Here is a 22,831-nt window from a genome sequence, read left to right as displayed (position 1 = left end):
TTATGCCCACTCGCCCTTGCGCATGACGGGCACGCGTGAGCCATCGGCATCGATACCGTCGATATCGACCTTGTCGGAGCCAATCATCCAATCGATATGGATCAGGCTGGAATTGCCGCCCTGCGCCTTTATCTGCTCCTGGCTGAGCTTGGCGCCGTCGATGAAGCACTTGGAATAGCACTGGCCGAGCGCGATGTGGCAGGAGGCGTTTTCGTCGAAGAGCGTGTTGTAGAACAGGATGCCGCTTGCCGAAATCGGCGAGGAATGCGGCACCAGCGCCACTTCGCCGAGCCGGCGTGCACCTTCGTCGGTGTCGAGCACCTTGTTCAGCACTTCCTCGCCGCGAGTCGCCTTGGCCTCGATGATCCGGCCACCTTCGAAGCGCACCTGGATATTGTCGATCAGCGTGCCCTGATGCGACAGCGGCTTCGTCGATGAGACGTGGCCTTCGACACGCAGCGCATGTGGCGTGGTGAAGACCTCTTCGGTCGGGATGTTCGGGTTGCAGGTGATGCCGTTCTTGGCGGTGGAAGCGCCGCCATGCCATTCATGGCCATCCGCCAGACCGACGGTCAGGTCGGTACCGGGTCCCTGGAAATGCAGGGCGGAAAAACGCTGGCCGTTCATCCAGGACGAGCGCTTGTGCAGATTGGCGTTGTGTTCCGTCCAGGCAGCGATCGGATCTTCGACATCGACGCGCGAAGCCGAGAAGATCGCCTTGGCAAGTTTTGCGACCGCGATCGCCTCCGGATCGTTCGGGAAGACCAGCTTTGCCCAGGAGGGATTCGGGTAGGAGACGATGTTCCAGTTGGTATCGAAATTCGAGATCTTTTCCAGCGCCGGCTTATAGGCTGCCGAATTGGCGCGGTTGGCGCGCGCCACCTTGTTGGGGTCCTGATTGGAAAGCAGCATCGGATTGTCGCCGGCAATGGCGAGGCGTGCCGTGTTGTTGGAGAAGGCCTTGGCCATGCCCTCGTAGAGCCATGTCGCGGCCCGGTCGAAGCTCGCATCCTGGCCATATTCGTAGCGGGCAAGCGTCGTCTCTTCGTCGGAATAGAAGGTGGAGACGAGACCAGCGCCGGCCTTGTAGGCTTCGCGCGTGATCAGCCGAACCAAGGGCATCGCTGCGACCGGCGCTGTCATTAGCAGATCTTGGCCTGCCTGCAGCTGCAACCCGACCCTTACGGCTACTTCCGCAAGCTTTTCCAGCTTGGCGTGATCGACGGGATGATGGTTGGGGGTAGCTGATGTCATGGCAAAACCTGCTTGGCTGATATCGAAGATGATCTGAAGACTTAGACCGGTTTGCGGCGAAAATGAAGGCGCTATGTCCGATCTTGAAGATCGTCAGGCGATCAGAGGCGCAGCCTTGGCCTTAAGAGCGCTCAAGGCATCCTGCGGACTGAGGCGCACCTGCAGCCCGCGCTGGCCGCCGTTGATATAGACGTAACCTTCGGTCATAGCCTGCGCCTCCATGGCCGTCGGCACAAGCTTCTTCTGGCCGAAGGGGCTGATGCCGCCGACATGATAGCCCGTCAGACGCTCGGCATCGGCGGGCTTCATCATGGCGGCGGATTTGCCGCCGAAGGCTGCGGCGAGCTTCTTCATGCTGACTTCGTGATCCGACGGTACGACGACGCACACCGGCTTCCCGTCCACTTCGGCCATCAAAGTCTTCAATACCCGATGCGGCTCTTCGCCCAGCGCCTCCGCCGCCTGCAGGCCGACACGCTCCGCATTCGGGTCGTAGTCATAGGCATGCACGGTGAAGGCGACTTTCGCCTGGGTCAGCACTTGGGTGGCGCGGGTGGTTTTCGACATGGGGCTATCTCTAGGCCGCCTTACCGAATGCAGCCGCATAAATATCCGGCTTGAAGCCGATGAGCAATTTGCCGTCCGCTTCCAGGACCGGGCGCTTGATCATCGAGGGCTGCGCCAACATCAGCTGAATGGCCTTGTCCTTCGAAAGATCGGTGCGGTCCGTTTCCGGCAAGGCCTTGAAGGTGGTGCCGGCCCGGTTGAGCACGACTTCCCATCCCGCTTCCTTCGTCCAGCGCTCCAGATGATCCCGATCGATGCCGACTGCCTTGTAGTCGTGGAAGTCATAGGCAATGCCGTGGCTATCGAGCCAGATGCGGGCCTTCTTCATCGTGTCGCAGTTCTTGATGCCGTAAATGGTGAGCGTCATGGCGAATCCGTCTTTTGCTGTCGGATAGGGCATAACACGTGAACAAAGGCGGATGAAAGCGGCTCGGATGGGCAAGTGGTTCTCTCGCCCGTTGCAGTTGCCAGCGATAAGCGCATAAATATGCGGCATGCATATTTGTGGTGCGGGTTGGAAGCATGGCGACGGACAAGGAAATATTGCGGCTGGAAAACCTCTTTGGCGCTATGAGCCTTGCTTTGGTGGACAAGATGGAGAAGGCTTTCGCCGATGAAACCGGCCTTGGGCCGAGCGCCATTGCCGCCATCGTTCAGATCGGCACCGAGCCGGGGCTGACGATCGAGAGCCTGCGGCGGATGATCGCGCTCTCTCATTCCGCCACGGTGCGCCTGGTCGATCAGCTGGTGGCGTCCGGCCTCGTGCTGCGGGGCGGCGGCGTCGAGGGTGACAAGCGTGCCCGCGCGCTACAGCTGACAGAAAAAGGCCACTTGCTCTTTGATAGGAGCCTCTCCGCCCGCCGGGCCGTCATCCATCGGGCCTTTGGCGTTCTCAGCTCGGAGGAGACGGCCGAGTTCGGCCGCTTGGTCGAAAAGCTGCTGCCGGCCTTGGTCGATCTCGGCGATGACCAGGATGTGGTCTGCCGCGTTTGCGATCAAGGCGTTTGCGATCAGGATCGCTGCCCGATTGCCTTCATGACGTAGCCTGGGATAGGACCTTGACATTTTCATTAATGTATATGCATACTGCATACATATACTTTGGAAGGCGATGGTTGCCGCCTTCGCTGGCCTGAACATTGCCTGCATCAACTCGATCGGAGGCATGATCGCGATGGAAAATCGTTCAATTCTTGCCCGGCTAAGGGGCAAAGCGCGTGCCGCGCTTGCCGGAACGCAGCATCAGGTCAATCGTTTCGGTGTGCTTCTCCGCGAGGCGGCGGCGATCGCCTTCATCATGCGCTGCAAGGTGATCGATCGCCGCTAAAGGAAATCAATCCTCAAGTGTTCCTGGCTTGCGGGCGACGGAGCTTGGCCTGTCCGAACCGATCTTCATCAGATCGCCGCGCCGGCGCACCAGCCGGTCCGAAACACGGGTGACGATCAGACCTGCCTGCGGCGCGCGGATATCGATGGCGCCGTCCGGCATACCCGGCGCGGTGATGATCGTCGCCAGCAGATCACCTTCTTCAACGCGCTCGCCGATATTGCGATGGAAGAGCACTGTGCCCGCCTGTGGTGCGCGGATCATCTCGACGTTGTCGAGCGGCACGGCCGGTCCGCTAAAGGAGGTGCCGGGAGCGACGCTGTCGTCCTGTACCGCGCCGCGCACGGCCAGGAAGCGCCAGAGCCCTTCGGCATCGTTCTTTGCCATTTCGGGATAGACATCGCGGGTGCCGCGCAATTCCACCGTGACTGAAAGCTTGCCCGGCAGCCTTGCCTTCTTTTCGCCCGGCACTTCGTATTTCCACGCGAAGCTGACGGCCTCCTCGAAGGCCGAGCTTTCACCGTCCGACAGCAGCACGGCATCCATCTTGAGCGCCGCGGCAAGATCAGCGGCTTCAGGCCAGAATGCCTCGTCAATATAGGCATATTGCAGGGATTCGTCATCGCAATGAAGGTCGATCACCAGATCGGCACCGAGTGCCATATGGATCAGCTGGCGCTTCAGCCGGTCGACGGCGGGGTAGCGTTCCAGATTTTCGATGAGGAGATCGCGGTCGCGAAGCGAGACCAGCGGGAAGTCGCGGTTGAAATTGGTGCGCGAGCCCAAGTCGAAGCGCCCTTGCATCTCGCCGAAATGCGATTGCGCCGCGCCGATCGGATTGGCATGCGGCACGACGATGATATCGCTCAGAATGGACCCATCGGCTTCCGCTTTCCGAAGCCGCTCGCAAAGGAAATGCACGAGCGCCGTGCCCGGCAGCTCGCCGGCGTGCAATGCAGCCTGAATGTAGATCTTCGGCGCGTCTGCCTTGCTGCCGGCAAAATGCAGGACCGGTAGCCGCCAGGCGATCCCCGCAGTGTCGCCTTCGATGACGATTTCGGTGATGTTCATGGGCGGGCCTCCTGCTGATGATAATCAGAGACCCATATCAAGCCTTAACGGCAGCCTGCAACCGTTTGTCGCCACATGCGAAAATCAGAACCGGGGACAAACAGCGCCAAAACAGCTTTCAGCGGCTGCCATTCCTGCGCAGGCAGAAGCTCAGGATCAAGCTGAGGAGCACCGCACCAACACCGAAGGAGAAGGGTGCCGCATAGCCAAGATGATCCGCGACCAGGCCGGCGATCGGGCCGGTCGAACCGAGCGACACGTCGAGAAAGATCGAATAGAGCCCGAGCGCGACGCCGCGGTTTTGCGGCGGGATGCGCTCCATGGCCTCGTTGCCAAGCGCTGGGAAGACTGGCGCGAAACCGGCGCCGGCCAGCGCCGCGCCGATGATGGCAACGGTCGGGGAAGGTGCAAGCGCGAGCGCCGCCAGGCCGATGATCTCGATAACGAGCGAAATGCGCACCAGCGGCAGGCCGCCGAAGCGTGCGACTGCCTGCGCAAGACCCAGTCGCACACCCATGAAAGCAAGGCCGAAAGCGCTGAGCGCAAAGGATGCGCCTTCCCAGCCGCGGCTATGGAAGAATAGCGCGACGAAGGCCATGACAACGCCGAAGCCGCTGGAGGCAAGCGCGAGCGCGATGCCGTATGGTGTAACGCGGCTCAGCACCTGGCCCGTGCCGATGCCCTTTTCCTTGACGCCCGGAACCGGCGGCCGCGTTTGCGCTAGCATGAAGCCGGCAACCGCAAGGATGATGGTGACGACGCCGATGGCGAAGAAGCCATATTGCCCCTGCAGCCATGCGCCGAAGGGGGCGGCGAGGGCAATGCCGCCGTAGGTGGCGATGCCGTTCCAGGAGATGATGCGGACGGTTTCGCGTGACCCCATCAGGCCGATCGCCCAGGTGATCGCCGCCGTGCTCACCCAGCTCTCGCCGATGCCGAGCGCCAGCCGGCCCGCAAGCAGAAGAGCAAGGCTCGCTGCCGGGACTTGGATCGTAAAGGTGGAAGCGATGGTGAGTGCGCCCGACAGACCATAGGCCAGGAAGCCCAGGAAGACCGAACGGCGTGGCCCGTATTGATCGCAGAGCCGGCCGACATGGGCGCGGCTGACGATGGTCGCCACATATTGCGTGCTGACGGCGATGCCGGCCCATACGACGCCGAAGCCGAGGCTGCTGTCGACATAGGTCGGCAGAACCGCAAGCGGCAATCCGATGGCAAGGTAGCCGAAGAATGTCAGCGCGACAATCGAGATGAGGGACAGTGTCGAAGTGGACCGAATGGTCTGGGAAGCAGTGTTCACGGGATATCGCCTGCGGGCACCGGCAGCGGTGTCCATGCTGTTTGCCACGAAGGAGCGGGATTCGTATCGGATAGCAGTGACGGCGAAGGCCTGAGAGCCGTGCGTCGCCATATGCAACCGGTATCAGGCAGGAGCAGGCATGGTCAACGAATTGCTGCCTTGCAGCAAAAACCATTGACGGGATGAATGGATTGTGCGTCGAAGCTAAAACACCCCGTCGCCCCGTTGCCCCGTCGCAATGAGCGGAGCCTGCCAGGGAGGCTCCGCTCACTGGGCGTCACATCGTCAGGACGACGCTGGCCGTCGTTCGGCCTGCTTCGAGGTCGGCATGAGCTTGAGCGGCGTCCTTCAGCTTGTATTCGGCGCCGATCGGGTTGACGAGCCCGTCCTGCAGCGCCGCCATCAGCGCCGTTGTGCCCTGGCGGTAAAGATCCGCATCGCTGGCATAGGTCAATACGCTCGGGCGCGACAAGCCGATCGCGCGAGGTGCGGTCAGCTCCTCGATCTGGATCGGCGGAATGGGGCCGCCCGCCTGGCCGAGACTTGCAACCATGCCGAAGGGGCGCACGGCGGCAAGGGTCTGCGACAGCATGGTGCCGCCGATCCCGTCCACGGCGAGATGCACGCCGCGGCGATCGGCAATGCGGCGCGTTTCTTCGACCCAATCCTCGGATGTGTGCAGAAGCACCATGTCTGCGCCGGCCTCATAGGCAAATCCGGCTTTGGCTTCGGAGCCGACCGTGGCGATGACGTTTGCACCAATCCGCTTGGCAAGGCGCGTGACGAGCTGGCCGAGGCCACCGGCGCCCGCGTGCACCAACACCCATTCGCCTGCTTTCACCGGATAGACCTTTTGCAACACCATTTGGGCCGTCAATCCGCGCAGCATCGTACTGCCCGCGACGCGTTCGCTGACGCCTTCGGGTAGTTTCACCAGGCGAGCGGCCGATAATGTCCGCACCTCGGCATAGCTGCCGAGCGGATGGCCGATATACGCGACGCGGTCGCCAGCCTTCAGTTCGCTGACGCCGGGGCCTAGCGCCTCGACGACGCCGGCGCCTTCGAAGCCGAGCACGCTCTGGCCCGGCGGCAGTGGATAGAGCCCGGAGCGGACATAGATATCGACGAAGTTGACGCCGGAGATGCTTTGGCGGATCCGGACCTGGCCGGGACCCGGCTCGGTGGCTGGGAGATCGACGGCTTTCATGGCCTCGGGTCCGCCCGGGCCGGTAATGGTAATCGCTAGGGGCATGCGGAAGTCTCCTTTCAGGAGATCTTTGACCATAAACATCGGCCTGAATAAATTCGGTATGAGCTCACCGCATCTGTGCAATAATGCACCGATGATCGACTGGCAGGACCTCCTTCACTTCGCCGCCCTAGCACGAACCGGCTCGCTGTCCGCAGCGGCGCGGGAGCTTGGCGTGGATCATGCAACGGTTGGCCGCCGTATTGCCGCGCTGGAGCGTTCGCTCGATCTGCGCCTCATCGACCGGCGGCCGCGCACTTCGCCGCTGACGGCCGATGGCCGCGCCATTGCCGAACTGGTGGCGGGAATGGAGGAGAATGTCGAAGCGATCAGGCGCTATTCGAAGAGCGCCGTTGCCGGGCTCTCCGCCGCGGTCAAGGTTAGCGCGCCGCCGTCCATCGCGGCCCATCTTCTCGCCCCGAAAGCGGCTCTCTTCCGTGAAGAGCATCCGGACATCACCTTGACGATTGCCGGCGTCACCCGCCGCGCCGCGCTCAACTACGGAGAGGCTGATATCGCGGTACGCATGACGCGGCCGGAGGAGAGCGATCTCCTGGTCCGCCGCATCGGCGTCATGCGCTTCGGCCTCTACGCCATCCCGGCTGTGGCGGAAAGGCCCAAGGGGGAGTGGGTTTTCATCGGTTACGATGCGGCGATGGAGCATCTGACGCAGCAGACCTGGCTTCGAAGTCTGCTGGATGGCCGCCCGATCGTGTTTCGCGCCACCGATGTCTTCGGCCAGCTCGAGGCGGCCCGCGCCGGCCTCGGCGTCGTGGCGCTTCCAGCTTTTCTGGGCGATAGCGAGGCGGGGCTGACGCGCCTGCCGGTCGCGATTCCCTCACCGACGCGGGACCTCTGGCTCGTGACCTATCCTGATCTGCGCCGTTCGCCGGCCATTCGCGCAGTAATGGATTTCGTCAGCGACATCATCGGCCGAAGCTGCCATATCCGGGACGACGCAAGCGCGGGGACTTAAGGCAACTCCGGCCACATTTTCTTGTTGCAGCTTTGCCGTGAATCTCTATCCATAAATGGATGCGCCATTCCTATGGTCGGTGACCGATGACGAAGCTGGGCAGTTGGTTCGTGATGGGCAGGGCGGATCTCATCGCGGGCATATCGGTTGCTGGACTGATGCTGCCGGAAGCGGTCGCTTACGCAGGCATTGCCGGCCTGCCGCCGCATCGTGCAATCCTCGCCGGCATCGCCGGATGTCTCGTCTATGCCATATTCGGCCGCAGCCGCTTTGCCATCGTCTCCCCCACATCCTCATCTGCTGCCATTTTGGCCGCCACCTTGGCGGTGGTGCCGGGCGATGCGACGATCAAGGCGGGGCTTGCCACGGTTGCCGTGGCGCTTGCCGGCCTTCTCTTTGTCATCGCCGGTACCCTGCGCCTTGGGGGCATCACCGGTTTCATCTCGCGGCCGGTCCTGAGGGGCTTCGCGCTCGGGCTGGCGATCACCATCATCGTGCATCAGTTGCCGACCCTGGTGGGCGTGCCCGTGCAGGGCTCGAATATCCTGACCTACGCGGCGGCACTCTTCGGCGCTATTCTGCAGTGGAATCCGATCAGCGTCATAGTCGGCATCGTCGCGTTGGCGGCATTGCTGCTATTGAAGCGATTGCCTGGCATTCCCGGCGCTTTCCTCGTGCTCGCCGCAGGCATATTCGCCTCCTATCTGTTCGGCCTGGAAGGCCATGGGGTCAAGCTGGTTGGCCCGATCGAGATCCTGCCGCAATGGCCGTCGCTGCCGGATGCCAACTGGACCGCCTATTCGCGGCTGGTGCAGTTCACCGTGCCCCTTGTCCTCATCCTCTTTGCTGAATCTTGGGGCACGATGCGTGCACTCGCCCTGCGGTATGGCGAGACGCTGGAGGTCAATCGCGAGCTTGGTGCGCTGGGTGCTGCCAATCTCGCCAGCGCCTTCGTTCAGGGTATGCCGGTCGGCGCGGGTTTTTCCGCAGGCTTCGCCAGTGAGGCGGCGGGAGCAAAGACGCGGGCGGCGACCGTTTTTGCTGCAATCGGCCTGGCGATTCTGATTGCCTGTGTGGGACCGCTGGTGGCGCTTCTACCGGAACCGGTGCTCGCCGCCGTCGTGATCGCGGCTCTGACCCATGCGCTCGACCCTAACCCCATTCTGCGCCTGCGCCGTCTGCACCGGGATTTCTACGTGGCACTCGGTGCCGCCGTCGGTGTGCTCGCCTTCGGCGTTCTCAATGGCATGCTGCTGGCGATCGCGCTCTCGCTTGCCGCCATGATGCATCGCTTGGCATCCCCGTATATCGCCCGTCTGGGACGGCTCAACAACAGCCATGACTTCGTCGATGTCAATAGGCATGACGATGCCGCCGAGATACCGGGCATTGCCATCTGGCGTCCCGGCGAAACCCTGTTTTTCGGCAACGCCGATACGATCTTCGGCGAGATATTGTCCGGCAGCCGCAGTGAAGCCGGGTTGCGGGCAGCTATCCTCAGCCTGGAAGAAAGCTCCGATATCGACAGCACGGCGATGGACGCCTTGATGGAGTTCGACGGCGCGATGCAGCGAGCCGGCCTCCGCCTGCAGTTTGCCCGGGTGCATGACCGCGTTCGCGATCTCATGACGGTCGCCGGCATTGCCGACGTCGACAAGCGGTGCAGCTTCAGCGTCGATGATGCCGTGGCGGCTGTGATGGCGGATCAGAAGCCGCCGATGGCGTGAAGAGGTAGCTCAATCATGCAAAGTCCAATAGCAGAGATGATCGTGCTTGGCCTCTCCCTGCAGGCTGTTGATGAGAACGAAGTCTCTGGCGGTCCAGCTTACGGGCTCCTCGAGCATGATGTCGGCAACGAGATGGCCCTGATAGAGCAGCGTCATATGCGGCTCGACAGGCTTTTCCTTAGTCGGCGCAATGCCCGTGAGCCGCATGGCATCGGCCAGCTCCTGATGGAGCGCCCTTAGTTCCGCATTGCCGTCCTTGTTCCATAGGACCAGCGGGCGGTTGTCGCCCTTGCCGAAGCTGACAGCCCGATCGAAGACGACGGGAAAGGGTGATTTCCTCACCCTCGAGGCCGCTTCCATCGCCGCAAATGCCACGTCCTCGGGCAAGCAGCGAAACGACCCGATCGGGTAGAGCGTCACATGGAAGAGATCAGGCCGACGCGGCTTCGTGGAAAAGCGGTACTGCCTGCGAAAATTTCCAGCCAATTCATGGCTGTACGTGGCGATCGCCGCATCGGGCAGGAGCGCGAAATAGAACTCGTTGACAGGCCCTTGATCGATTGGCGGTGGTGCTCGCGTGTGTGATCCGCCTGCGAGATAGAGCGAAAGCTGCCCATTATTTTTCATGGGTTTGCATCAAAGCCGCGTTGCTTTGCCTCCTCTTTTTTGACCGCGGCATCGTAGTGCATCGCGAACGGCCAATCAAGAACAAAGCAAGAACATATAGGAAGATCACGGTTACAAGGGCCACAATCCTCGTTTCAAAAATGCGATCGAATAAAAAGCCTGACTGATCTGTTCATTCCAAGCGAGGCTTGCTCTTCATTCTCTCCAACAAGGAATGACCGTCCATGTTTACCAGAGCCATCTTTTCAGCCGTATTTCTCGTCCTCATCGGGCTCGGCATTTCAGCTTGCTCTACGTCGGGAGATCACAATTCCGGCAGCGGCATGACGCTGAACGCGCCTCCGACCGGCGGCGGATATTGATCGTGTTCTGTCAATCGCCCTGAATCCGTTCGTCGGCCGTCAAAACGGTGGCAATTCTCGATCTTTGCAAGAATCGGGTTGAATTCGAGGCTCCCGAGGACGATTTTCATGACAAGTGGAAACGCGGGAGCTTTCGTCATGAACGAGACAAGGCAGAATTACCTGATCTTCGAAACCGCCGGCGGCTTCTGCGGCATCGCCTGGAATGATGTCGGCGTGCTGCGTTTTCAATTGCCGACGAAGGATGCGGGCGCGACCGAACGCCTGCTTCTGCGGCGTTTGCCGAACGCGCAGCCCGGTACGCCGAGCACGGAGATTGCGGGAGTGGTCGCCAAGGTGAAACGCTATTTTGCCGGTGAGGAGATCGACTTTTCCGACGTCACGCTCGACCTCGGCGAGCAGGACGCCTTCTTCAGGCAGATCTACGATGCCGCCCGCCAGGTCGGCTGGGGGCACACGACAACCTACGGAACCTTGGCCAAGCAGCTTGGCGCAGGGCCGGAAGCCGCGCGCGATGTCGGGCAGGCCATGGCGAAGAACCCGGTGGCGCTGATCATTCCCTGCCACCGCGTTCTGGCCGCAGGCGGCAAGATCGGCGGCTTTTCCGCACCGGGCGGCTCCAACTCCAAAGCTCGTATGCTGGAGCTGGAAGGCGTTCAGCTGGCGCCGCCGAAGCCGGTGCAGCAGTCGCTGGCGTTTTGAGCCAGACGATATCCGGATGTACGGCTAAAGCTGATCGCCCTGTTCCTTTGGCCCCTGACGGGCGCGGGAAAACAATAGCGTCTGCTTGTCATTGAGGCGCATCGGCTTCGGATCGCCATAGCCGGCTTTTTCGGCAACACGGATCGAAGCCGCATTGTCGGGCGAGATCAGGCAGACGCTGCGATCAAATCGCGGCTGCTTGTCGAGCCAGGCGACGGCGGCCGCCAGAGCTTCCGTCGCAAAGCCTTTGCCATGCGCCCATGCGGCCAGTGCCCAGCCGGCCTCCGGAATACCCCTGATTGGCGGTTCCATAACCCTGTGAAAGTCGGCAAAGCCGAGATCGCCGACATAGCGGCCGGAGGACTTCTCGCGGATTGCCCAATAGCCATGCCCGAGCAGCGGCCAGAGGCCATGATAGGACAGCATCCGCATCCATGACTCCCTGGAAGTGGAGACCACATGGCCGAAAATATGCCTCACGACCAGAGGATCGCTCCACATGCCCGCAAGCGGCTCGAAATCATCGAGCGTATGTCCCGTCAGGATAAGCCGTTCGGTTTCCAGTCGCGGCGGAGAAAGCGTTACTTCCATGAAGGCAGACCTCTGGTTTAGCTTTGGGCATTCTGCTGCAGGCGCTCCGCAAGCGCATCCAGATCGGGCAGAAACCAGACCTCACGGCCCCTGTTGGATTCATACACGAAATCGCGCAGGGCATTACTGTCCGCGATCCATCCGGAGACGTCGCCGAGAATAACGAGCTGCGAACGATAGTTGACGAATTTCTGAATGATCGCGCCGGCGATGCGGGTTGAGAGCCGGAAAAACTCCTCGCTCAGCCGTGATGTGGGAACGACCACCAGCTGTGCTTCAGCGTCCCATGCAGCGCTGATCCAATCATTCACGTCCCTTTCGCTGGCGAGGAGAGGGCCGTTGTCATCGCCGATAACGACTTTTCGGCCGGAGAATTCTTTGACGGTGTACATGCTGGTTCGACTTTTGCTTGCTATTGAAATTAGGAGTTTTCGCCATCATCCCGCGTGAATGGTGAGGACAGCTATCATGTAGCGCATGGCGTTCCTAGGCCTACCAGATGCGATCCCTCGGCTTCGTCGAGGTTAGAAGCCAGTCGCCGGAGGGGCGTAGCACCGCGACCGGGACGCTACCTTCGGCCTTTCATAGCCAAAATGTGTATTTTGCACCTTTACAAGCTGGGCTGATCTCAATTAAGTGTATTATGCACATATATGGAGCGAACGCCATGCCATCCAGGATCCTCGTCATCATCGGCAGTGTCAGGCCGAACCGCATATGCCCTGCCGTCGCCGAATGGGTGACCTCGGTCGGGCGCGAGCTCCTGTCGGCCGAATTCGAGATCGTGGATTTGCGTGATTGGCCCCTGCCGATGGACGCCGAGCCCGGCATCCCGGCCATGGGTGATTATCGCACCGATCTCACCAAGGCCTGGAGCGAAAAGATCACAAGCGGCGATGCCTTCGTCTTCGTCAGCCCGCAATATAATTGGGGCTATCCGGCCGTATTGAAGAACGCGCTCGATCATCTCTATCGGGAATGGGCAGCCAAGCCGGCGATGATCGTCACCTATGGCGGCCATGGCGGCAATAAATGTGCCGCCCAGCTTCATGAGGTACTGACCGGATTGAAGATGAAGCCCACCGAAACCATGCCCGGCTTTACCCTGTCGCGCAGCCGCATCGAAGCGAATGTGGGCGAGGTGGACCCGGCGACTGAATTTGCCGGGGCGCGACCAATGCTTGAACAGGCTTTCGGCGAGTTGGGCCGCCTCTGAGCGCGCGATCCTTGCGGCATCGATCTTCCCGATCGATCGATGGGCATGACGGATTGGAGCCACGATAAAGCTGCAATCGATCATCATCGAAGGCGAGCTGATTTCGTTTATGATGCTCCCAGCGAGGTATATCGTGCCATGCAGCACAAGGCAGCCACGCCTTTGGTCTTCGTCCCACAAAGCTTCCCATCAGTGGCTGGCCGGCGCTGGCGGAGCGGTGGTTGCACACGATCGGCGTGCTTGATCCGCAAAAGGATGACTGATCGCGACGACGGTCCGGCTTGAGTGATCGCCGACCGGGAAGCGTCGGCTATTGGAGGAGATCCCGTTCACGTTCGACCGCCAGCTTTACCTCGCGATAATGTTCCGTCAGTTTCGCCAGATCGAAAGCCCGGTTGAGGCCGCTCGGATTGGGCAGGACCCAGATCGAGGCGCCGGCAAATGCCTCCGGCTGCCTGCCCCATTGGATATCGGCTCGCAGGCTGATAGCCGCATAGGCCGCTTTGCCGAGAAACGCCAGATTTGCCGGCGCAAGCCGCTTGATTTTCTCTTCGAGCACGGGAGCGGCGGCAACGTAATCGCTCTTCTTCAGCTCACTGGCGCTTTTCGTCGGGCGGGAGACCGCCGATGTCAGGCCGAGGCCATATTGCAGCATCTCGCGCTCTTCCTCCGCCCGCAGCAGGCGGGGCGTAAAGCCGGCAAGGTGTAAGACCCGCCAGAAGCGGTTGCTGCGGTTGGAGAAGTTATGCCCGTCACGATGTGCGGTAAGCGCAGGATTCAATCCGCAGAAGACCACGGAAAGGTGCGGTGCCAGGATTTCGGAGAGCCCAGCGGCCGATGCCGTGTTCTCTATCCCATTACTCAGCTCTTCGGCCGGGGCATCGTCCTGCATGTTAAATCTCCGTGCGAGAGAGGAGACGAAGGCGGCGCGGAAAGCCGCGCCCTGCATCCTTGCCGATAGATCGGCTTGTCGCGGACTTCCTTGATGAAGCAGACCATGAAGCCTTATAACCAAGCAATTGTGTTGGAAACAGACCTGCTATTCACGGCGATGGGGTATGTCCTAACGCTTTGTTTTAATGTGTTTTGGAACTAAAGGTCGTGCGAGACCGTTTATCTCTGACTTTGACACGACGCTGATGTCGTGCCCGGCCGGCTGGGTAAGCGGCGCTTTTGAGGAGTGTCTTAATATGAGGATTTCATCTGGATTTCGTTCGGTCGCGGTTGCCGCTATTGCTGCTGCGGGAATTGGCTTCGCCGGCGCCGCTCATGCCGATAGCGGCACGATCCGCTTTTCCGTCTACAAGGCGGCTTTCTTCGTCGGCGGCTCCGGAGGCGAGGGCACGCTCACCTTCCATGGTCGCAAATATCCCATCTCGATCGGCGGCATCTCGGGCGGCCTCGCCTTTGGCGCCTCCAAGACCTATTTCCAAGGCACAGTGCGCAACATTCGCCGCGCCCGGGACGTAGGCGGCGTCTACGGCGCTGCCGGCGGCGGCGGCGCGGTCGGCAAGGGTGCGCAGGTGATCGTCATGACCAATGACAAGGGCGCCAAACTCGAGCTCACGGGCAGGCAGGTCGGCCTGCAGGTTAACGCCGATATCAGCGGCTTGAGCATCACGGTGAAGTAAGGTCACCAGTCCAAGCCTATGGTGCAGATGAGCCCGACCGACTGATTTAGCGTTCGGGCTTTTCAGGAGAAGGTACGGTTTCCCCCTTCTTTCCATGCCCTTGGAAGCGCGCGATGAACGGCTTTCTCCGTCAGCGCGTGATGTCGTTTAGCCGCCATCCTTGACGAAGCATCAAGCCAGCCCGTTGGCAGCAGTATTGCGCTGGTCATTGGAAGGGGCCTCGATGACGTTGTCGGCCTGACACGAGGAGAACGATTGCTGCCCCGGTATTGCGTAAAAACAAAAGGCTCTAGATGAGCACAGCACCGCCATCCACGACTATGGATTGGCCGGTGGCATAGGCATTGCGCATGAACGATAGGTACGCTTCAGCGATATCCGACGGCTCGCCGATACGTCCCACGGGTAGCTTCCCGGCTGCCGAGCGGAAGATCTGGTCCCGTGCCTCGGATGGAATACCGGACCACAGATCGGTGGCAACCATCCCGGGTGTCACAACATTAACGCGCAGAGGCGCGAGATCGAGGGCGAGCGCGCGGGTCAATGATTCGATCGCGCCGCAGATGCTTGCCGCGAAGGCAAAACCTGCCGGCGGCCGACGGGCCGAGGTTCCGCTCGTCAACACGATGGACCCGCCATCGCGCATGTGTGGCCGTGCCGCCTTCACGGCAGCGACCGCACCCCAATAGCGCAATTCAAAAAAGCTGCGTGCAGTCGCCAGATCGATTTCGGCGACGGGCTTGCCGAACGGCAAAGGCTCGCCGGCGGTGAAGACCAGATGGTCGAACGCGCCGAGTGTCGTGAAGAATGCCGAGAGGGACTCCATCGACCTCACATCGACGACCGCACCTGTGGCGGTCCCTTCCGGTAAACGCGTGATGGCGCTCGCGACATTCTCTTGTTGGCTGGAGGCGATGATGACATGAGCCCCTTCATGGACGGCTCCTTGAGCGACCGCAAAGCCGATACCCCGCGATCCGCCAAGGATCGCGACCCGCTTGTTATGCAACATAACTTTTCCTTTCGCAGATGCGGATGGATTGCCCGCCAGGTGCGGCCCGCCTCTTGAAGGAAAGACTACTTCGATCTAATCATTCGATCGATAATGTACCTCCCATATTAATTTATCAATCGGCCAAAAATTTGGATCCCTTTCTCGACCTCATCCACCTGCTTCGCCCACGCGCCACACTCTGGGGCGGAATCGAGGGCTATGGCCGATGGGCCGTGTCGTTCCGCAAACGGGACGACCTGTTGTTCTGCTGGCTGGAGCGCGGCGCCTGCCAGTTGATCCGAGCCGACAAGGAACCGATCCTGCTGCAGGAAGGCGACTTCGTCCTCATCAGAACCGACAAGAGCTTTGTCCTCGCCTCGGACGCGCAAGCTGTCGCTCAGGACAGCGAGGCGATGGTCGCAACCACGGGTAAAACGCTTCTGAGGATGGGTGCAGGCTCGGAAGCGCCTGTGGTATTACGTGGTGGGCGGTTCGTCTTCGACACGGCGAACGAGGGCCTCCTCACCTGGCTAATGCCATCCTTTGTCCATGTCATGCGTGATGACGTCTCCTCTTGGCGTGTTCGCAGTTTGCTGAGTTTGAACCTGTCGGAGTCATCGCAACCAAGAGCCGGTAGCGACTTTGTCATTACGCGCCTGATGGAATTGACATTTGTCGAGATTCTTCGCGGCGCCGTCCCTGACGCAACCCGAGAGCACAGGGGCTTGCTCGCCGGATTGAACGATCCCGTGACAGCCCGGGCGCTGACGGCACTGCACGAAGATGCCGCGAAAGACTGGACGCTGGCAGACTTGGCGCGGCTCTGCGGCGTTTCCCGATCCAGCCTTTCGAGCCGTTTCCGCAGCGTCGTCGGCATGGCGCCGATCGGTTATCTTCAGTACTGGCGCATGGCCGTTGCGAAGGATGCGTTGCGTCGCGGTGACAAAACTATCGGCGAGATCGGGCTCGCCATAGGCTTCCTGTCACCAAGCGCCTTTAGCACCGCCTTCACCCGATTTGTCGGCGTCTCGCCCAAGACGTTCGCCGCACGAGAGCGCCAAGCCCCGTCGTGAACATATGCCCTCGATAGCAATTGTCCCGGGCCAGCCACCGTTCCAGGCGCATGCGCGCCTAGAGCCGGATGATTTTAGGTCTATTCGACCTAAAATCTGAATCCGCTCTAGAATCAAAGAAGTAGAGCGTAATGTCATCAGAAATCCCCTGACGCTTTTCGGCATCACGCTCTAATACAGGGGACCGGAAGCGGACGGGCCTAAACGAGGGGAGCATCCCTTTTGAAGCCAGTCGATGCTTCGATTGAGCGATGCAACAAAGCCGGGATAGATACTCCCTGCTGATCCAGGCGGGGCGTGTAAGCCTTCTCGAGCCGCTCCGCTTCCTCCTCGCTCAACGCGACCGACAGCGAAGCCACCGCATCGTCGATGTGCTTGGTCTTCAGTGCGCCCACGATCGGCGCAGCGACCACGCGATTGCGACGTAACCACGCCAGGGAAATCACGGCGGCGCCGACATCACGTTCCGCGGCGATGGCGTTTACCGCCTCGACGATTGCCCGATCGCTGGCAGCCGTATCCGGATTTTGCTGGGCGCCGGACGGTTCGGTCTCCGTCCGCGTTGTCGTCATCCCCCATGGGCGGGCCAATTTCCCGCGCGCGAGCGGACTGTAGATCAGGGTCGACACACCCTCATCGGCACAGAGCGGGATCATCTCGCGTTCTTCTTCGCGCGCGACCAGATTGTAATTGTGCTGCATAGAGATGAAGCGCATCCAGCCGTTGGACTTCTGGATGTGCAATGCTTTGGCAAACTCCCACGCCTTCATCGACGAGGCGCCGAGATAGCGTACCTTGCCCGCTTTCACGGCGTCGTGAAGCGCTTCGAGCGTTTCTTCCCACGGGGTCAGCTGGTCGCGGCGGTGTATCTGGTAGAGATCGATATAGTCCGTGCCGAGCCGCCGCAGGCTGTGATCAATTTCAGCCATGATGGCCTTGCGCGATAGCCCGATCGCATTGGGGCCGTTGCGTGTCGCGCCCGCAACCTTGGTGGCGATGACGACGGCATCCCGGTTCACGAAGCCCTTGATCGCGCGCCCGAGGAATTCCTCGCTGGTGCCGGTGGAGTACATGTTGGCTGTGTCGAAGAAATTGATCCCGGCCCTGAGGGCGTGATGGATCAACTCCCGGCTCGAGCTTTCTTCCACTGACCAGGCCGGATGGCCCTTGGCCGGATCGCCGAACCCCATGCAACCGATACAGACGGGCGACACGTCGAGCCCCGAATTGCCGAGCTTTGCATATTGCATAAATGCCTCCGCCGTATAGAAACGGACATATGTCCGATTTCTCGACATGGATATGGACAATTGTCCGCTTAGTCAAGGCTCATGACCCAAACCCATAAGCGTCGCGCCGACGCCCGCACCAATCGCGACCGCATCCTGGCTGTCGCACGAGACGTCCTTGCAATCGATCCAGCGGCTTCGCTGCATTCCATCGCCAAGGCGGCGGGCGTGGGGCAGGGCACGCTGTATCGCCACTTCCCGACCCGGGAATCGCTCGTCCTCGGCATCTATCGCGATAGTATCGATGAGCTGGTGAGCCTCGCACCATCGCTCCTCGATGCGTTCAAGCCACTCGAAGCCTTCCGAAGATGGTCGGAGCGGTTCGTCGATTACGGCCGCAAGAAGCACGGTGTCGCGGATATGCTGCGGGCCGCCATGACCGACCAGGACTTTCGGGAAACCTATTGGCCCATGGTCGACGCCGTCAGGCTTCTGATGGACGCTTGCGCCGATGCGGGCGAGATCTCGAAGCCGATCGACGCCGAGGACTTTCTGCAATTGCTCGCCTTGCTGACCCAACTACCGCCTACAGCGGAAGGCACAGCACGCAGCGAGCGCTTGCTAGAGCTAGCATTCCACGGGCTGGAGCGAAGTGAGGATCACTGAGGCTGCCGGTAGCTCGGACGAACAACAGCGCGCCTGCTGCGATCAGCAACCGCAGTCGATGCTGAAAGAGCGCAGGCTGACGAACCGCTCCGCCGCCAGCCCCAACAGCAGCGCTCCCAGATAGACGAAGGGCGGAGGGAAGCGGACACCCGCGCTGTCCGGTTCAGCGGCCGTGCTCATCCTCCAATCTGTGCTCTCAAGTCAGCATCGACTGCTGGGCGAAGATACCTGCCATCGCGCCGTGCGATGATGCCAGGGTGACCGATGGCGGCGTAAGGGGGTTGGCGAGGTCGCCGGCGGCGTAGATGCCGGGCATGCTGGTTTCGCGGCGCTCGTCGACCTTGAGGATGATGCCGAGGGGCGTATCGACCGTGGCGAGGCCCAATGATTGATGCAGGCTTGCGGACGGCTTGTTGCGTGGATGCGCGAACAGGATGTCGACCGCGACATCGGAGCCGGTATCGAGCTTGACGGTGGCGTTATGGTCCCCGTGACGGGCGATCTCGATGATCCGGCCATCGACGACAGGTGTGTTGCGGCGCGCCAGATCGGCCCGGATATCGGGCGGAATGTCATGACCATCGGCGAAGACCGTCAACCTGTCGGTCCAATCGTGGAACAGCCTGACCTGATTGTGCGACTGCCGGCCGGACCAGACGATGCCCCAATGCTGGCCGGCGACTTCAAAGCCGTCGCAATAGGGACAGGGTACGATGGACTTGCCCCAGCCTTCGGCAAAGCCCGGAACATCAGGCATCTGGTCGATGACGCCATAACTTAGGATCAGGCGCCGCGCCTTAAGGGTTTCGCCGTCGGAAGTGAGGACGGAGAAATCGTCGATGGCGCCGGAGACGCTTTCGGCCCGGGCATTGACCAGCTTGACCGTGGGATAGCGGGCCAACTGCCGGCGCGCCTCGGCCAGGATGCCCAGCGGTGGCTTGTGATCGTGGCCGAGCAGGCCATGCGAGTGGCCGGCGAAGCGGTTGCGCGGCAGGCCAGTGTCGAGAACGGTGACCTTGCGGCGGGCACGGCCGAGCTGCAGAGCGGCGGCAAGGCCAGCAAAGCTGCCGCCGATAATGATGACGTCATCCATGGTGGTGGGCTCCATGTTGCGGATGAAGCGGGTTGGGCTGAGCCTGGCGCGCAGAATCGTTCAGCGATGCGCATTCGATATCGGTAGGCGGCCAAGGCAATCCTGAGTTGGCGGACACGATAAAATCCACTCTTGGAATTTATAAAACTACGTAGTATCGTAATTCAAGAATAAAGATACTGTCAAGGACTGTAATTATCGTGCCCGAAGAAAACATCCGCGTACGACGCGGCCGGCCCGCCAATGAGGCGCTTGGCCAAACGATCGTCGATGCCGCGGGCGAACTTTTTGCGGAATTGGGTTTTCAAGCGACGACATTGGACAAGGTTGCCCAGCGAGCGAAGATATCCAAGCTCAGCATCTATCGGCACTTCGAGAGCAAGGAGGCGCTGTTTGGCGCGGCGTTTGCGGCCCGCTGCCAGCAGTTAATACCACAGGCCCTTTTTAAAGGCGTCGACGGTTCGGCCGAAGATCAGCTCATGGCGGTCGGATCATCGCTGCTTCGCACGCTGTTGCGCCCTGACGTCCGCAACGTCGAAGCCATGGTCATGGCCGACACGCCGAACCAAAAGTCGTTGAGCAAAGTCCATTACGAAGCCGGCTCCGCCCACATTGTTGCCCAAATCGAGACCTTGTTACGTCAGTTGCACGCGAAGGCGCTCCTGAACGTGCCCGATCCTCTCCGGTCTGCCCGTTTGTTTGCTGCGCTTTTCAAAGGATCCGATCTCCTGATTATCGCACGCTTCGATGAGGCGGGAGCAGAGAACGACAACGAAATCGAATCCTATTGCCGGTCGGCCGTCGTCATGTTCATCGCCGCGCACGGTGGCAACGACAACGCGGTGGCATAGCCTAGATGAGGCCGCGAGGAAGGGCGGAGAGCCCCCAATAACGCCCGCTTTTTTGGGAAGGTGCCATTCGAGCACAGCCCAAATGGATGAAACAGGCACGGCAGCGAAAATTGGCGCTTAGACTGCGCGATCACACCGTTCCCCCGTCACTCCCACTCAATTGTTCAAAACCCAGCTAGAGCATTGATCTAACTGGGTTTTTTCTTTCTTCGGGCGCGAAAAGCCGACCCATAGGCCGTCAAAATCATATGGTATTGATTTTAAAGGGAAGTTCCCGCCAAAATTTTTTTGCGAGGTTTCGGCATCTATCGGGATCGATCGCCCTTTAGAGCCGACTTTTTCGGTCAGCATTAATCTCGCCGCTGGCCCCGAAAAGTACCGTCATCAACTATTTTAGCAAATTGGAAGCCGGATATCGAGGCCGGTGGCTGCAAGCAGCCGCGCTACCGATCGGATGCCCTTGAATGTCAGAAAAAGATGCCTTATTTTCTGACGCATGAAGACGATAGCCGGCTCTGTTCCCGACCGGGTGATGAAGCGTGTCCGCGCCAGCGGACGCGGCAGCGTCTTCACGCCCAGCGACTTCCTCGCCGTCGCCACACGCTCGGCCGTTGACCAGGCGCTGTCCCGGTTAGTGAGGGGCGGCCAGCTTCGGAGGCTCGCGCGTGGGCTATATGACTTCCCCAAGCTGCATCCGAAGCTCGGGCCCCTCTCGCCCGCTCCCGACGATGTCGCCCAGGCTTTGGCTCGCGAGACCGGCTCGCAAGTGCAGATCGCCGGCGCACGCGCGGCGAACGCGCTCGGCCTTTCGACGCAGGTCTCGGCCCAAAGCACCTATCTCACCAATGGCCCGTCGCGGCGCGTCGTGCTTGGAAAGCGCGTCATCGATCTTCGCCACGCCTCGCCCAAGCATCTGATCGCCCCGGGCAGCCCCGCCGGCACGGTCGTTCAGGCCCTTCGCCATGTCGGCCCCGTGCGTGCGACGGATGTTGCGCAGGTCGCCGCGCAGCGGCTCTCGACCAACGACAAGAAGACACTGGCTTCGAGCGCTGTGCAGGCGCCCGCCTGGATGCGGCCGACGCTCGTCTCGATCGCCAACGCAGCGGTGGCCGATATCGATGGATGACGTCGCCCGTCTCCCCATCGACGAACGCGCAGCTCTATTCGGAGAGACCGGCGCCGGCCGAGGCGTCGCCGACACGATCATCGAAAAGGACTTCTGGGTCTGCTGGAGCTTGAGGCGCCTTTTCGGTCTACCGAAGGGCACCACGGCAACCCTCGTCTTCAAGGGCGGCACGTCGCTCTCCAAGGCGTTCGGCGCGATCCGCCGATTCTCCGAGGACATCGACCTATCGTTCGACCGGGCCGAACTCGGATATACCGGCGAGCGCGACCCCGAGAAGGAAGGGATCAGCAGGAAGCAAGCGGCCCGGCTTATCGACAGCCTCGTCAGCGACGTCGAGCAGCATATCGCCGAAAAACTTCTCCCGGCGCTTCGCGCCGCGATCGTCGAACAACTCGGCGAGCCGACCAACGGCGAGTGGTCGCTGGACATAGATGCCGGCGACGCCCAAACGGTCAACTTTCACTATCCAACGGCGCTGCCCGCTGCCGAATATAAGGGCATGGCCTACATCACGCCGCGCGTGAAGCTCGAACTCGGCGCACGCGGCGATCCCTGGCCGACCGAACAGAAGATCATCCGCCCCTACGCGGCCGACGACTATCCGGACTTCTTCACCGATCCCGACACTAGCGTAACCGTGCTGTCAGCGCGGCGCACCTTCTGGGAAAAGGCGACTGCGCTACACGCAGAGGCGCATCGCCCTGCGGAGTCACCGACGCCGCAGTATTTCTCTCGGCACTATTACGACCTCGCCATGCTCCTCGACACGGACGAGGGCCAAGCCGCCGTCGCCGATCTCGATCTGCTGACGCAGGTGGCACGGCACAAAGCCACCTTCTTCCGTTCGAGCTGGGCCAGCTACGAAACTGCTCGACCAGGGGCGCTGCGGCTTATGCCGGAGAAAGCGCGGATCAAGGACCTGCGCACCGACTACCGGGCGATGGCGCCGATGATGTTCGACGAAACCACACCGCCATTCGACGACATACTTGCGACGATTGCAGCGCTTCAAGAAGCCATCAATCGATAGGGACCGCGGAGAAAGCCCCGCGTATGCCGCCGCAATCACACCGCCCTGCCAAAGGTTTCTGCTACCAGCTAATTGTAAGCGTATGAGGTGCCTCCCCCGGTCGGTGCCTTCGAGAGCGCTGAGCATCTCGCCTGATGGCTCAGCCGGCACAGCAAACCGGGCCACCCAG

Annotated in this window: 27 protein-coding genes and 1 pseudogene; 13 read left to right on the top strand and 15 right to left on the bottom strand. The window is 61.1% G+C overall.

Features of this window, described 5'->3' with window-relative positions; all coding sequences use genetic code 11:
* From PH558_RS11475 to PH558_RS11465, 3 genes are all read right to left on the bottom strand, one after another.
* Entirely contained in the window at positions 1-1,254 is a 1,254-nt protein-coding gene (locus tag PH558_RS11475) for an aminopeptidase (protein WP_285204328.1), read from the bottom strand.
* Between the two features lie 93 nt (positions 1,255-1,347).
* Positions 1,348-1,821 carry a Cys-tRNA(Pro) deacylase gene (gene ybaK, locus PH558_RS11470; protein WP_095433700.1) on the bottom strand — a complete coding sequence of 158 codons (474 nt, stop codon included), beginning with the start codon at positions 1,819-1,821 and terminating at the stop codon, positions 1,348-1,350.
* A 10-nt stretch (positions 1,822-1,831) separates the two neighbouring features.
* Positions 1,832-2,188: an ArsC family reductase gene (locus tag PH558_RS11465; RefSeq protein ID WP_095433701.1), complete on the bottom strand. Its 357-nt coding sequence runs from the start codon at positions 2,186-2,188 to the stop codon at positions 1,832-1,834.
* A gap of 155 nt (positions 2,189-2,343) precedes the next feature.
* Here PH558_RS11465 and PH558_RS11460 point away from each other — a divergent pair, with 155 nt between their 5' ends.
* Both PH558_RS11460 and PH558_RS11455 read left to right on the top strand, forming a co-directional pair.
* Entirely contained in the window at positions 2,344-2,865 is a 522-nt protein-coding gene (locus PH558_RS11460; RefSeq protein WP_095433702.1) for a MarR family winged helix-turn-helix transcriptional regulator, read from the top strand.
* 130 nt (positions 2,866-2,995) lie between these two features.
* Positions 2,996-3,148: a hypothetical protein gene (locus PH558_RS11455; RefSeq protein WP_158225415.1), complete on the top strand. Its 153-nt coding sequence runs from the start codon at positions 2,996-2,998 to the stop codon at positions 3,146-3,148.
* A gap of 6 nt (positions 3,149-3,154) precedes the next feature.
* On the opposite strand, the gene PH558_RS11450 is transcribed toward PH558_RS11455, so the two are convergent.
* The 3 genes from PH558_RS11450 to PH558_RS11440 form a co-directional block, all read right to left on the bottom strand.
* Complete coding sequence (locus tag PH558_RS11450; protein ID WP_095433704.1) at positions 3,155-4,219, bottom strand: succinylglutamate desuccinylase/aspartoacylase domain-containing protein; 1,065 nt, start codon at positions 4,217-4,219, stop codon at positions 3,155-3,157.
* Positions 4,220-4,337: 118 nt separating this feature from the next.
* Positions 4,338-5,519: an MFS transporter gene (locus PH558_RS11445; protein WP_095436142.1), complete on the bottom strand. Its 1,182-nt coding sequence runs from the start codon at positions 5,517-5,519 to the stop codon at positions 4,338-4,340.
* Between the two features lie 277 nt (positions 5,520-5,796).
* A complete protein-coding gene (locus PH558_RS11440) occupies positions 5,797-6,771 on the bottom strand; it encodes a quinone oxidoreductase family protein (RefSeq protein WP_095436143.1) in 975 nt (324 codons plus the stop codon).
* Between the two features lie 25 nt (positions 6,772-6,796).
* On the opposite strand from PH558_RS11440, the gene PH558_RS11435 reads away from it, so the two are divergent.
* Together PH558_RS11435 and PH558_RS11430 are read left to right on the top strand one after the other, a co-directional pair.
* Positions 6,797-7,744 (top strand): LysR family transcriptional regulator, encoded by a 948-nt coding sequence (locus PH558_RS11435; RefSeq protein WP_285204322.1) that lies wholly within the window; start codon positions 6,797-6,799, stop codon positions 7,742-7,744.
* A gap of 86 nt (positions 7,745-7,830) precedes the next feature.
* Positions 7,831-9,471: a SulP family inorganic anion transporter gene (locus PH558_RS11430; RefSeq protein WP_285204320.1), complete on the top strand. Its 1,641-nt coding sequence runs from the start codon at positions 7,831-7,833 to the stop codon at positions 9,469-9,471.
* A gap of 9 nt (positions 9,472-9,480) precedes the next feature.
* On the opposite strand, the gene PH558_RS11425 is transcribed toward PH558_RS11430, so the two are convergent.
* On the bottom strand, positions 9,481-10,098 hold the full coding sequence (locus PH558_RS11425) for a 2'-5' RNA ligase family protein (RefSeq protein ID WP_285204319.1): 618 nt from the start codon (positions 10,096-10,098) through the stop codon (positions 9,481-9,483).
* Between the two features lie 224 nt (positions 10,099-10,322).
* Between PH558_RS11425 and PH558_RS11420 the strand changes: the two genes are divergently transcribed.
* Entirely contained in the window at positions 10,323-10,460 is a 138-nt protein-coding gene (locus tag PH558_RS11420) for a hypothetical protein (RefSeq protein ID WP_158225416.1), read from the top strand.
* A 138-nt stretch (positions 10,461-10,598) separates the two neighbouring features.
* Positions 10,599-11,162, top strand: coding sequence for a methylated-DNA--[protein]-cysteine S-methyltransferase (locus tag PH558_RS11415; RefSeq protein WP_285204441.1), 564 nt, complete (start codon positions 10,599-10,601; stop codon positions 11,160-11,162).
* A gap of 24 nt (positions 11,163-11,186) precedes the next feature.
* On the opposite strand, the gene PH558_RS11410 is transcribed toward PH558_RS11415, so the two are convergent.
* Together PH558_RS11410 and PH558_RS11405 are read right to left on the bottom strand one after the other, a co-directional pair.
* A complete protein-coding gene (locus tag PH558_RS11410) occupies positions 11,187-11,753 on the bottom strand; it encodes a GNAT family N-acetyltransferase (protein WP_285204318.1) in 567 nt (188 codons plus the stop codon).
* Positions 11,754-11,770: 17 nt separating this feature from the next.
* A complete protein-coding gene (locus PH558_RS11405; protein ID WP_095433709.1) occupies positions 11,771-12,145 on the bottom strand; it encodes a DUF4180 domain-containing protein in 375 nt (124 codons plus the stop codon).
* Between the two features lie 275 nt (positions 12,146-12,420).
* Between PH558_RS11405 and PH558_RS11400 the strand changes: the two genes are divergently transcribed.
* Positions 12,421-12,969, top strand: a complete 549-nt coding sequence (locus PH558_RS11400) for an NADPH-dependent FMN reductase (RefSeq protein ID WP_285204314.1) — start codon at positions 12,421-12,423, stop codon at positions 12,967-12,969.
* Between the two features lie 310 nt (positions 12,970-13,279).
* On the opposite strand, the gene mug is transcribed toward PH558_RS11400, so the two are convergent.
* Positions 13,280-13,861 carry a G/U mismatch-specific DNA glycosylase gene (mug, locus tag PH558_RS11395; RefSeq protein ID WP_285204313.1) on the bottom strand — a complete coding sequence of 194 codons (582 nt, stop codon included), beginning with the start codon at positions 13,859-13,861 and terminating at the stop codon, positions 13,280-13,282.
* Between the two features lie 298 nt (positions 13,862-14,159).
* Between mug and PH558_RS11390 the strand changes: the two genes are divergently transcribed.
* Positions 14,160-14,600 (top strand): lipid-binding SYLF domain-containing protein, encoded by a 441-nt coding sequence (locus PH558_RS11390; RefSeq protein ID WP_095433713.1) that lies wholly within the window; start codon positions 14,160-14,162, stop codon positions 14,598-14,600.
* A gap of 289 nt (positions 14,601-14,889) precedes the next feature.
* Here the strand turns inward: PH558_RS11390 and PH558_RS11385 are convergent, their stop codons facing one another.
* Positions 14,890-15,612, bottom strand: coding sequence for an SDR family oxidoreductase (locus tag PH558_RS11385; protein WP_285204310.1), 723 nt, complete (start codon positions 15,610-15,612; stop codon positions 14,890-14,892).
* A 53-nt stretch (positions 15,613-15,665) separates the two neighbouring features.
* Here PH558_RS11385 and PH558_RS11380 point away from each other — a divergent pair, with 53 nt between their 5' ends.
* Entirely contained in the window at positions 15,666-16,667 is a 1,002-nt protein-coding gene (locus PH558_RS11380) for an AraC family transcriptional regulator (protein ID WP_285204308.1), read from the top strand.
* Between the two features lie 200 nt (positions 16,668-16,867).
* Here the strand turns inward: PH558_RS11380 and PH558_RS11375 are convergent, their stop codons facing one another.
* Positions 16,868-17,917, bottom strand: coding sequence for an aldo/keto reductase (locus tag PH558_RS11375; protein ID WP_285204304.1), 1,050 nt, complete (start codon positions 17,915-17,917; stop codon positions 16,868-16,870).
* 81 nt (positions 17,918-17,998) lie between these two features.
* Here PH558_RS11375 and PH558_RS11370 point away from each other — a divergent pair, with 81 nt between their 5' ends.
* The gene (locus tag PH558_RS11370; RefSeq protein WP_113406794.1) at positions 17,999-18,562 is read left to right on the top strand and encodes a TetR/AcrR family transcriptional regulator; all 564 of its coding nucleotides are present in this window, start codon (positions 17,999-18,001) and stop codon (positions 18,560-18,562) included.
* Between the two features lie 16 nt (positions 18,563-18,578).
* Here the strand turns inward: PH558_RS11370 and PH558_RS11365 are convergent.
* Positions 18,579-18,742: pseudogene (locus PH558_RS11365) on the bottom strand (isoprenylcysteine carboxylmethyltransferase family protein); the annotation flags it as partial.
* Positions 18,743-18,758: 16 nt separating this feature from the next.
* A complete protein-coding gene (locus PH558_RS11360) occupies positions 18,759-19,655 on the bottom strand; it encodes an NAD(P)/FAD-dependent oxidoreductase (protein WP_285204303.1) in 897 nt (298 codons plus the stop codon).
* A 200-nt stretch (positions 19,656-19,855) separates the two neighbouring features.
* On the opposite strand from PH558_RS11360, the gene PH558_RS11355 reads away from it, so the two are divergent.
* The gene (locus PH558_RS11355; RefSeq protein ID WP_285204302.1) at positions 19,856-20,506 is read left to right on the top strand and encodes a TetR/AcrR family transcriptional regulator; all 651 of its coding nucleotides are present in this window, start codon (positions 19,856-19,858) and stop codon (positions 20,504-20,506) included.
* Positions 20,507-20,662: 156 nt separating this feature from the next.
* Here PH558_RS11355 and PH558_RS11350 read toward each other — a convergent pair whose 3' ends face one another.
* Entirely contained in the window at positions 20,663-20,857 is a 195-nt protein-coding gene (locus PH558_RS11350; RefSeq protein WP_285204300.1) for a hypothetical protein, read from the bottom strand.
* 145 nt (positions 20,858-21,002) lie between these two features.
* On the opposite strand from PH558_RS11350, the gene PH558_RS11345 reads away from it, so the two are divergent.
* Both PH558_RS11345 and PH558_RS11340 read left to right on the top strand, forming a co-directional pair.
* On the top strand, positions 21,003-21,632 hold the full coding sequence (locus PH558_RS11345; protein ID WP_285204297.1) for a DUF6088 family protein: 630 nt from the start codon (positions 21,003-21,005) through the stop codon (positions 21,630-21,632).
* Entirely contained in the window at positions 21,625-22,662 is a 1,038-nt protein-coding gene (locus PH558_RS11340) for a nucleotidyl transferase AbiEii/AbiGii toxin family protein (RefSeq protein WP_285204296.1), read from the top strand. The genes PH558_RS11345 and PH558_RS11340 overlap by 8 nt, the downstream gene beginning before the upstream one ends.
* Positions 22,663-22,831 lie beyond the last annotated feature (169 nt).

The sequence above is a fragment of the Rhizobium pantanalense genome (assembly GCF_030182525.1).
In the GTDB taxonomy this organism is placed as follows: domain Bacteria; phylum Pseudomonadota; class Alphaproteobacteria; order Rhizobiales; family Rhizobiaceae; genus Rhizobium.
Note: the sequence above shows the minus strand (reverse complement) of the source record. Positions and strands in the feature narration are given on the sequence as shown.

Excerpts from the sequence above, each read along its gene's own strand:
- PH558_RS11475 (WP_285204328.1), bottom strand. The coding sequence starts at position 1,254 with ATGACATCAGCTACCCCCAACCATCATCCCGTCGATCACGCCAAGCTG.
- ybaK (WP_095433700.1), bottom strand. The coding sequence starts at position 1,821 with ATGTCGAAAACCACCCGCGCCACCCAAGTGCTGACCCAGGCGAAAGTC.
- PH558_RS11465 (WP_095433701.1), bottom strand. The coding sequence starts at position 2,188 with ATGACGCTCACCATTTACGGCATCAAGAACTGCGACACGATGAAGAAG.
- PH558_RS11460 (WP_095433702.1), top strand. The coding sequence starts at position 2,344 with ATGGCGACGGACAAGGAAATATTGCGGCTGGAAAACCTCTTTGGCGCT.
- PH558_RS11455 (WP_158225415.1), top strand. The coding sequence starts at position 2,996 with ATGGAAAATCGTTCAATTCTTGCCCGGCTAAGGGGCAAAGCGCGTGCC.
- PH558_RS11450 (WP_095433704.1), bottom strand. The coding sequence starts at position 4,219 with ATGAACATCACCGAAATCGTCATCGAAGGCGACACTGCGGGGATCGCC.
- PH558_RS11440 (WP_095436143.1), bottom strand. The coding sequence starts at position 6,771 with ATGCCCCTAGCGATTACCATTACCGGCCCGGGCGGACCCGAGGCCATG.
- PH558_RS11430 (WP_285204320.1), top strand. The coding sequence starts at position 7,831 with ATGACGAAGCTGGGCAGTTGGTTCGTGATGGGCAGGGCGGATCTCATC.
- PH558_RS11425 (WP_285204319.1), bottom strand. The coding sequence starts at position 10,098 with ATGAAAAATAATGGGCAGCTTTCGCTCTATCTCGCAGGCGGATCACAC.
- PH558_RS11420 (WP_158225416.1), top strand. The coding sequence starts at position 10,323 with ATGTTTACCAGAGCCATCTTTTCAGCCGTATTTCTCGTCCTCATCGGG.
- PH558_RS11415 (WP_285204441.1), top strand. The coding sequence starts at position 10,599 with ATGAACGAGACAAGGCAGAATTACCTGATCTTCGAAACCGCCGGCGGC.
- PH558_RS11410 (WP_285204318.1), bottom strand. The coding sequence starts at position 11,753 with ATGGAAGTAACGCTTTCTCCGCCGCGACTGGAAACCGAACGGCTTATC.
- PH558_RS11405 (WP_095433709.1), bottom strand. The coding sequence starts at position 12,145 with ATGTACACCGTCAAAGAATTCTCCGGCCGAAAAGTCGTTATCGGCGAT.
- PH558_RS11400 (WP_285204314.1), top strand. The coding sequence starts at position 12,421 with ATGCCATCCAGGATCCTCGTCATCATCGGCAGTGTCAGGCCGAACCGC.
- mug (WP_285204313.1), bottom strand. The coding sequence starts at position 13,861 with ATGCAGGACGATGCCCCGGCCGAAGAGCTGAGTAATGGGATAGAGAAC.
- PH558_RS11390 (WP_095433713.1), top strand. The coding sequence starts at position 14,160 with ATGAGGATTTCATCTGGATTTCGTTCGGTCGCGGTTGCCGCTATTGCT.
- PH558_RS11385 (WP_285204310.1), bottom strand. The coding sequence starts at position 15,612 with ATGTTGCATAACAAGCGGGTCGCGATCCTTGGCGGATCGCGGGGTATC.
- PH558_RS11375 (WP_285204304.1), bottom strand. The coding sequence starts at position 17,917 with ATGCAATATGCAAAGCTCGGCAATTCGGGGCTCGACGTGTCGCCCGTC.
- PH558_RS11370 (WP_113406794.1), top strand. The coding sequence starts at position 17,999 with ATGACCCAAACCCATAAGCGTCGCGCCGACGCCCGCACCAATCGCGAC.
- PH558_RS11360 (WP_285204303.1), bottom strand. The coding sequence starts at position 19,655 with ATGGATGACGTCATCATTATCGGCGGCAGCTTTGCTGGCCTTGCCGCC.
- PH558_RS11350 (WP_285204300.1), bottom strand. The coding sequence starts at position 20,857 with ATGCTGACCGAAAAAGTCGGCTCTAAAGGGCGATCGATCCCGATAGAT.
- PH558_RS11345 (WP_285204297.1), top strand. The coding sequence starts at position 21,003 with ATGAAGACGATAGCCGGCTCTGTTCCCGACCGGGTGATGAAGCGTGTC.
- PH558_RS11340 (WP_285204296.1), top strand. The coding sequence starts at position 21,625 with ATGGATGACGTCGCCCGTCTCCCCATCGACGAACGCGCAGCTCTATTC.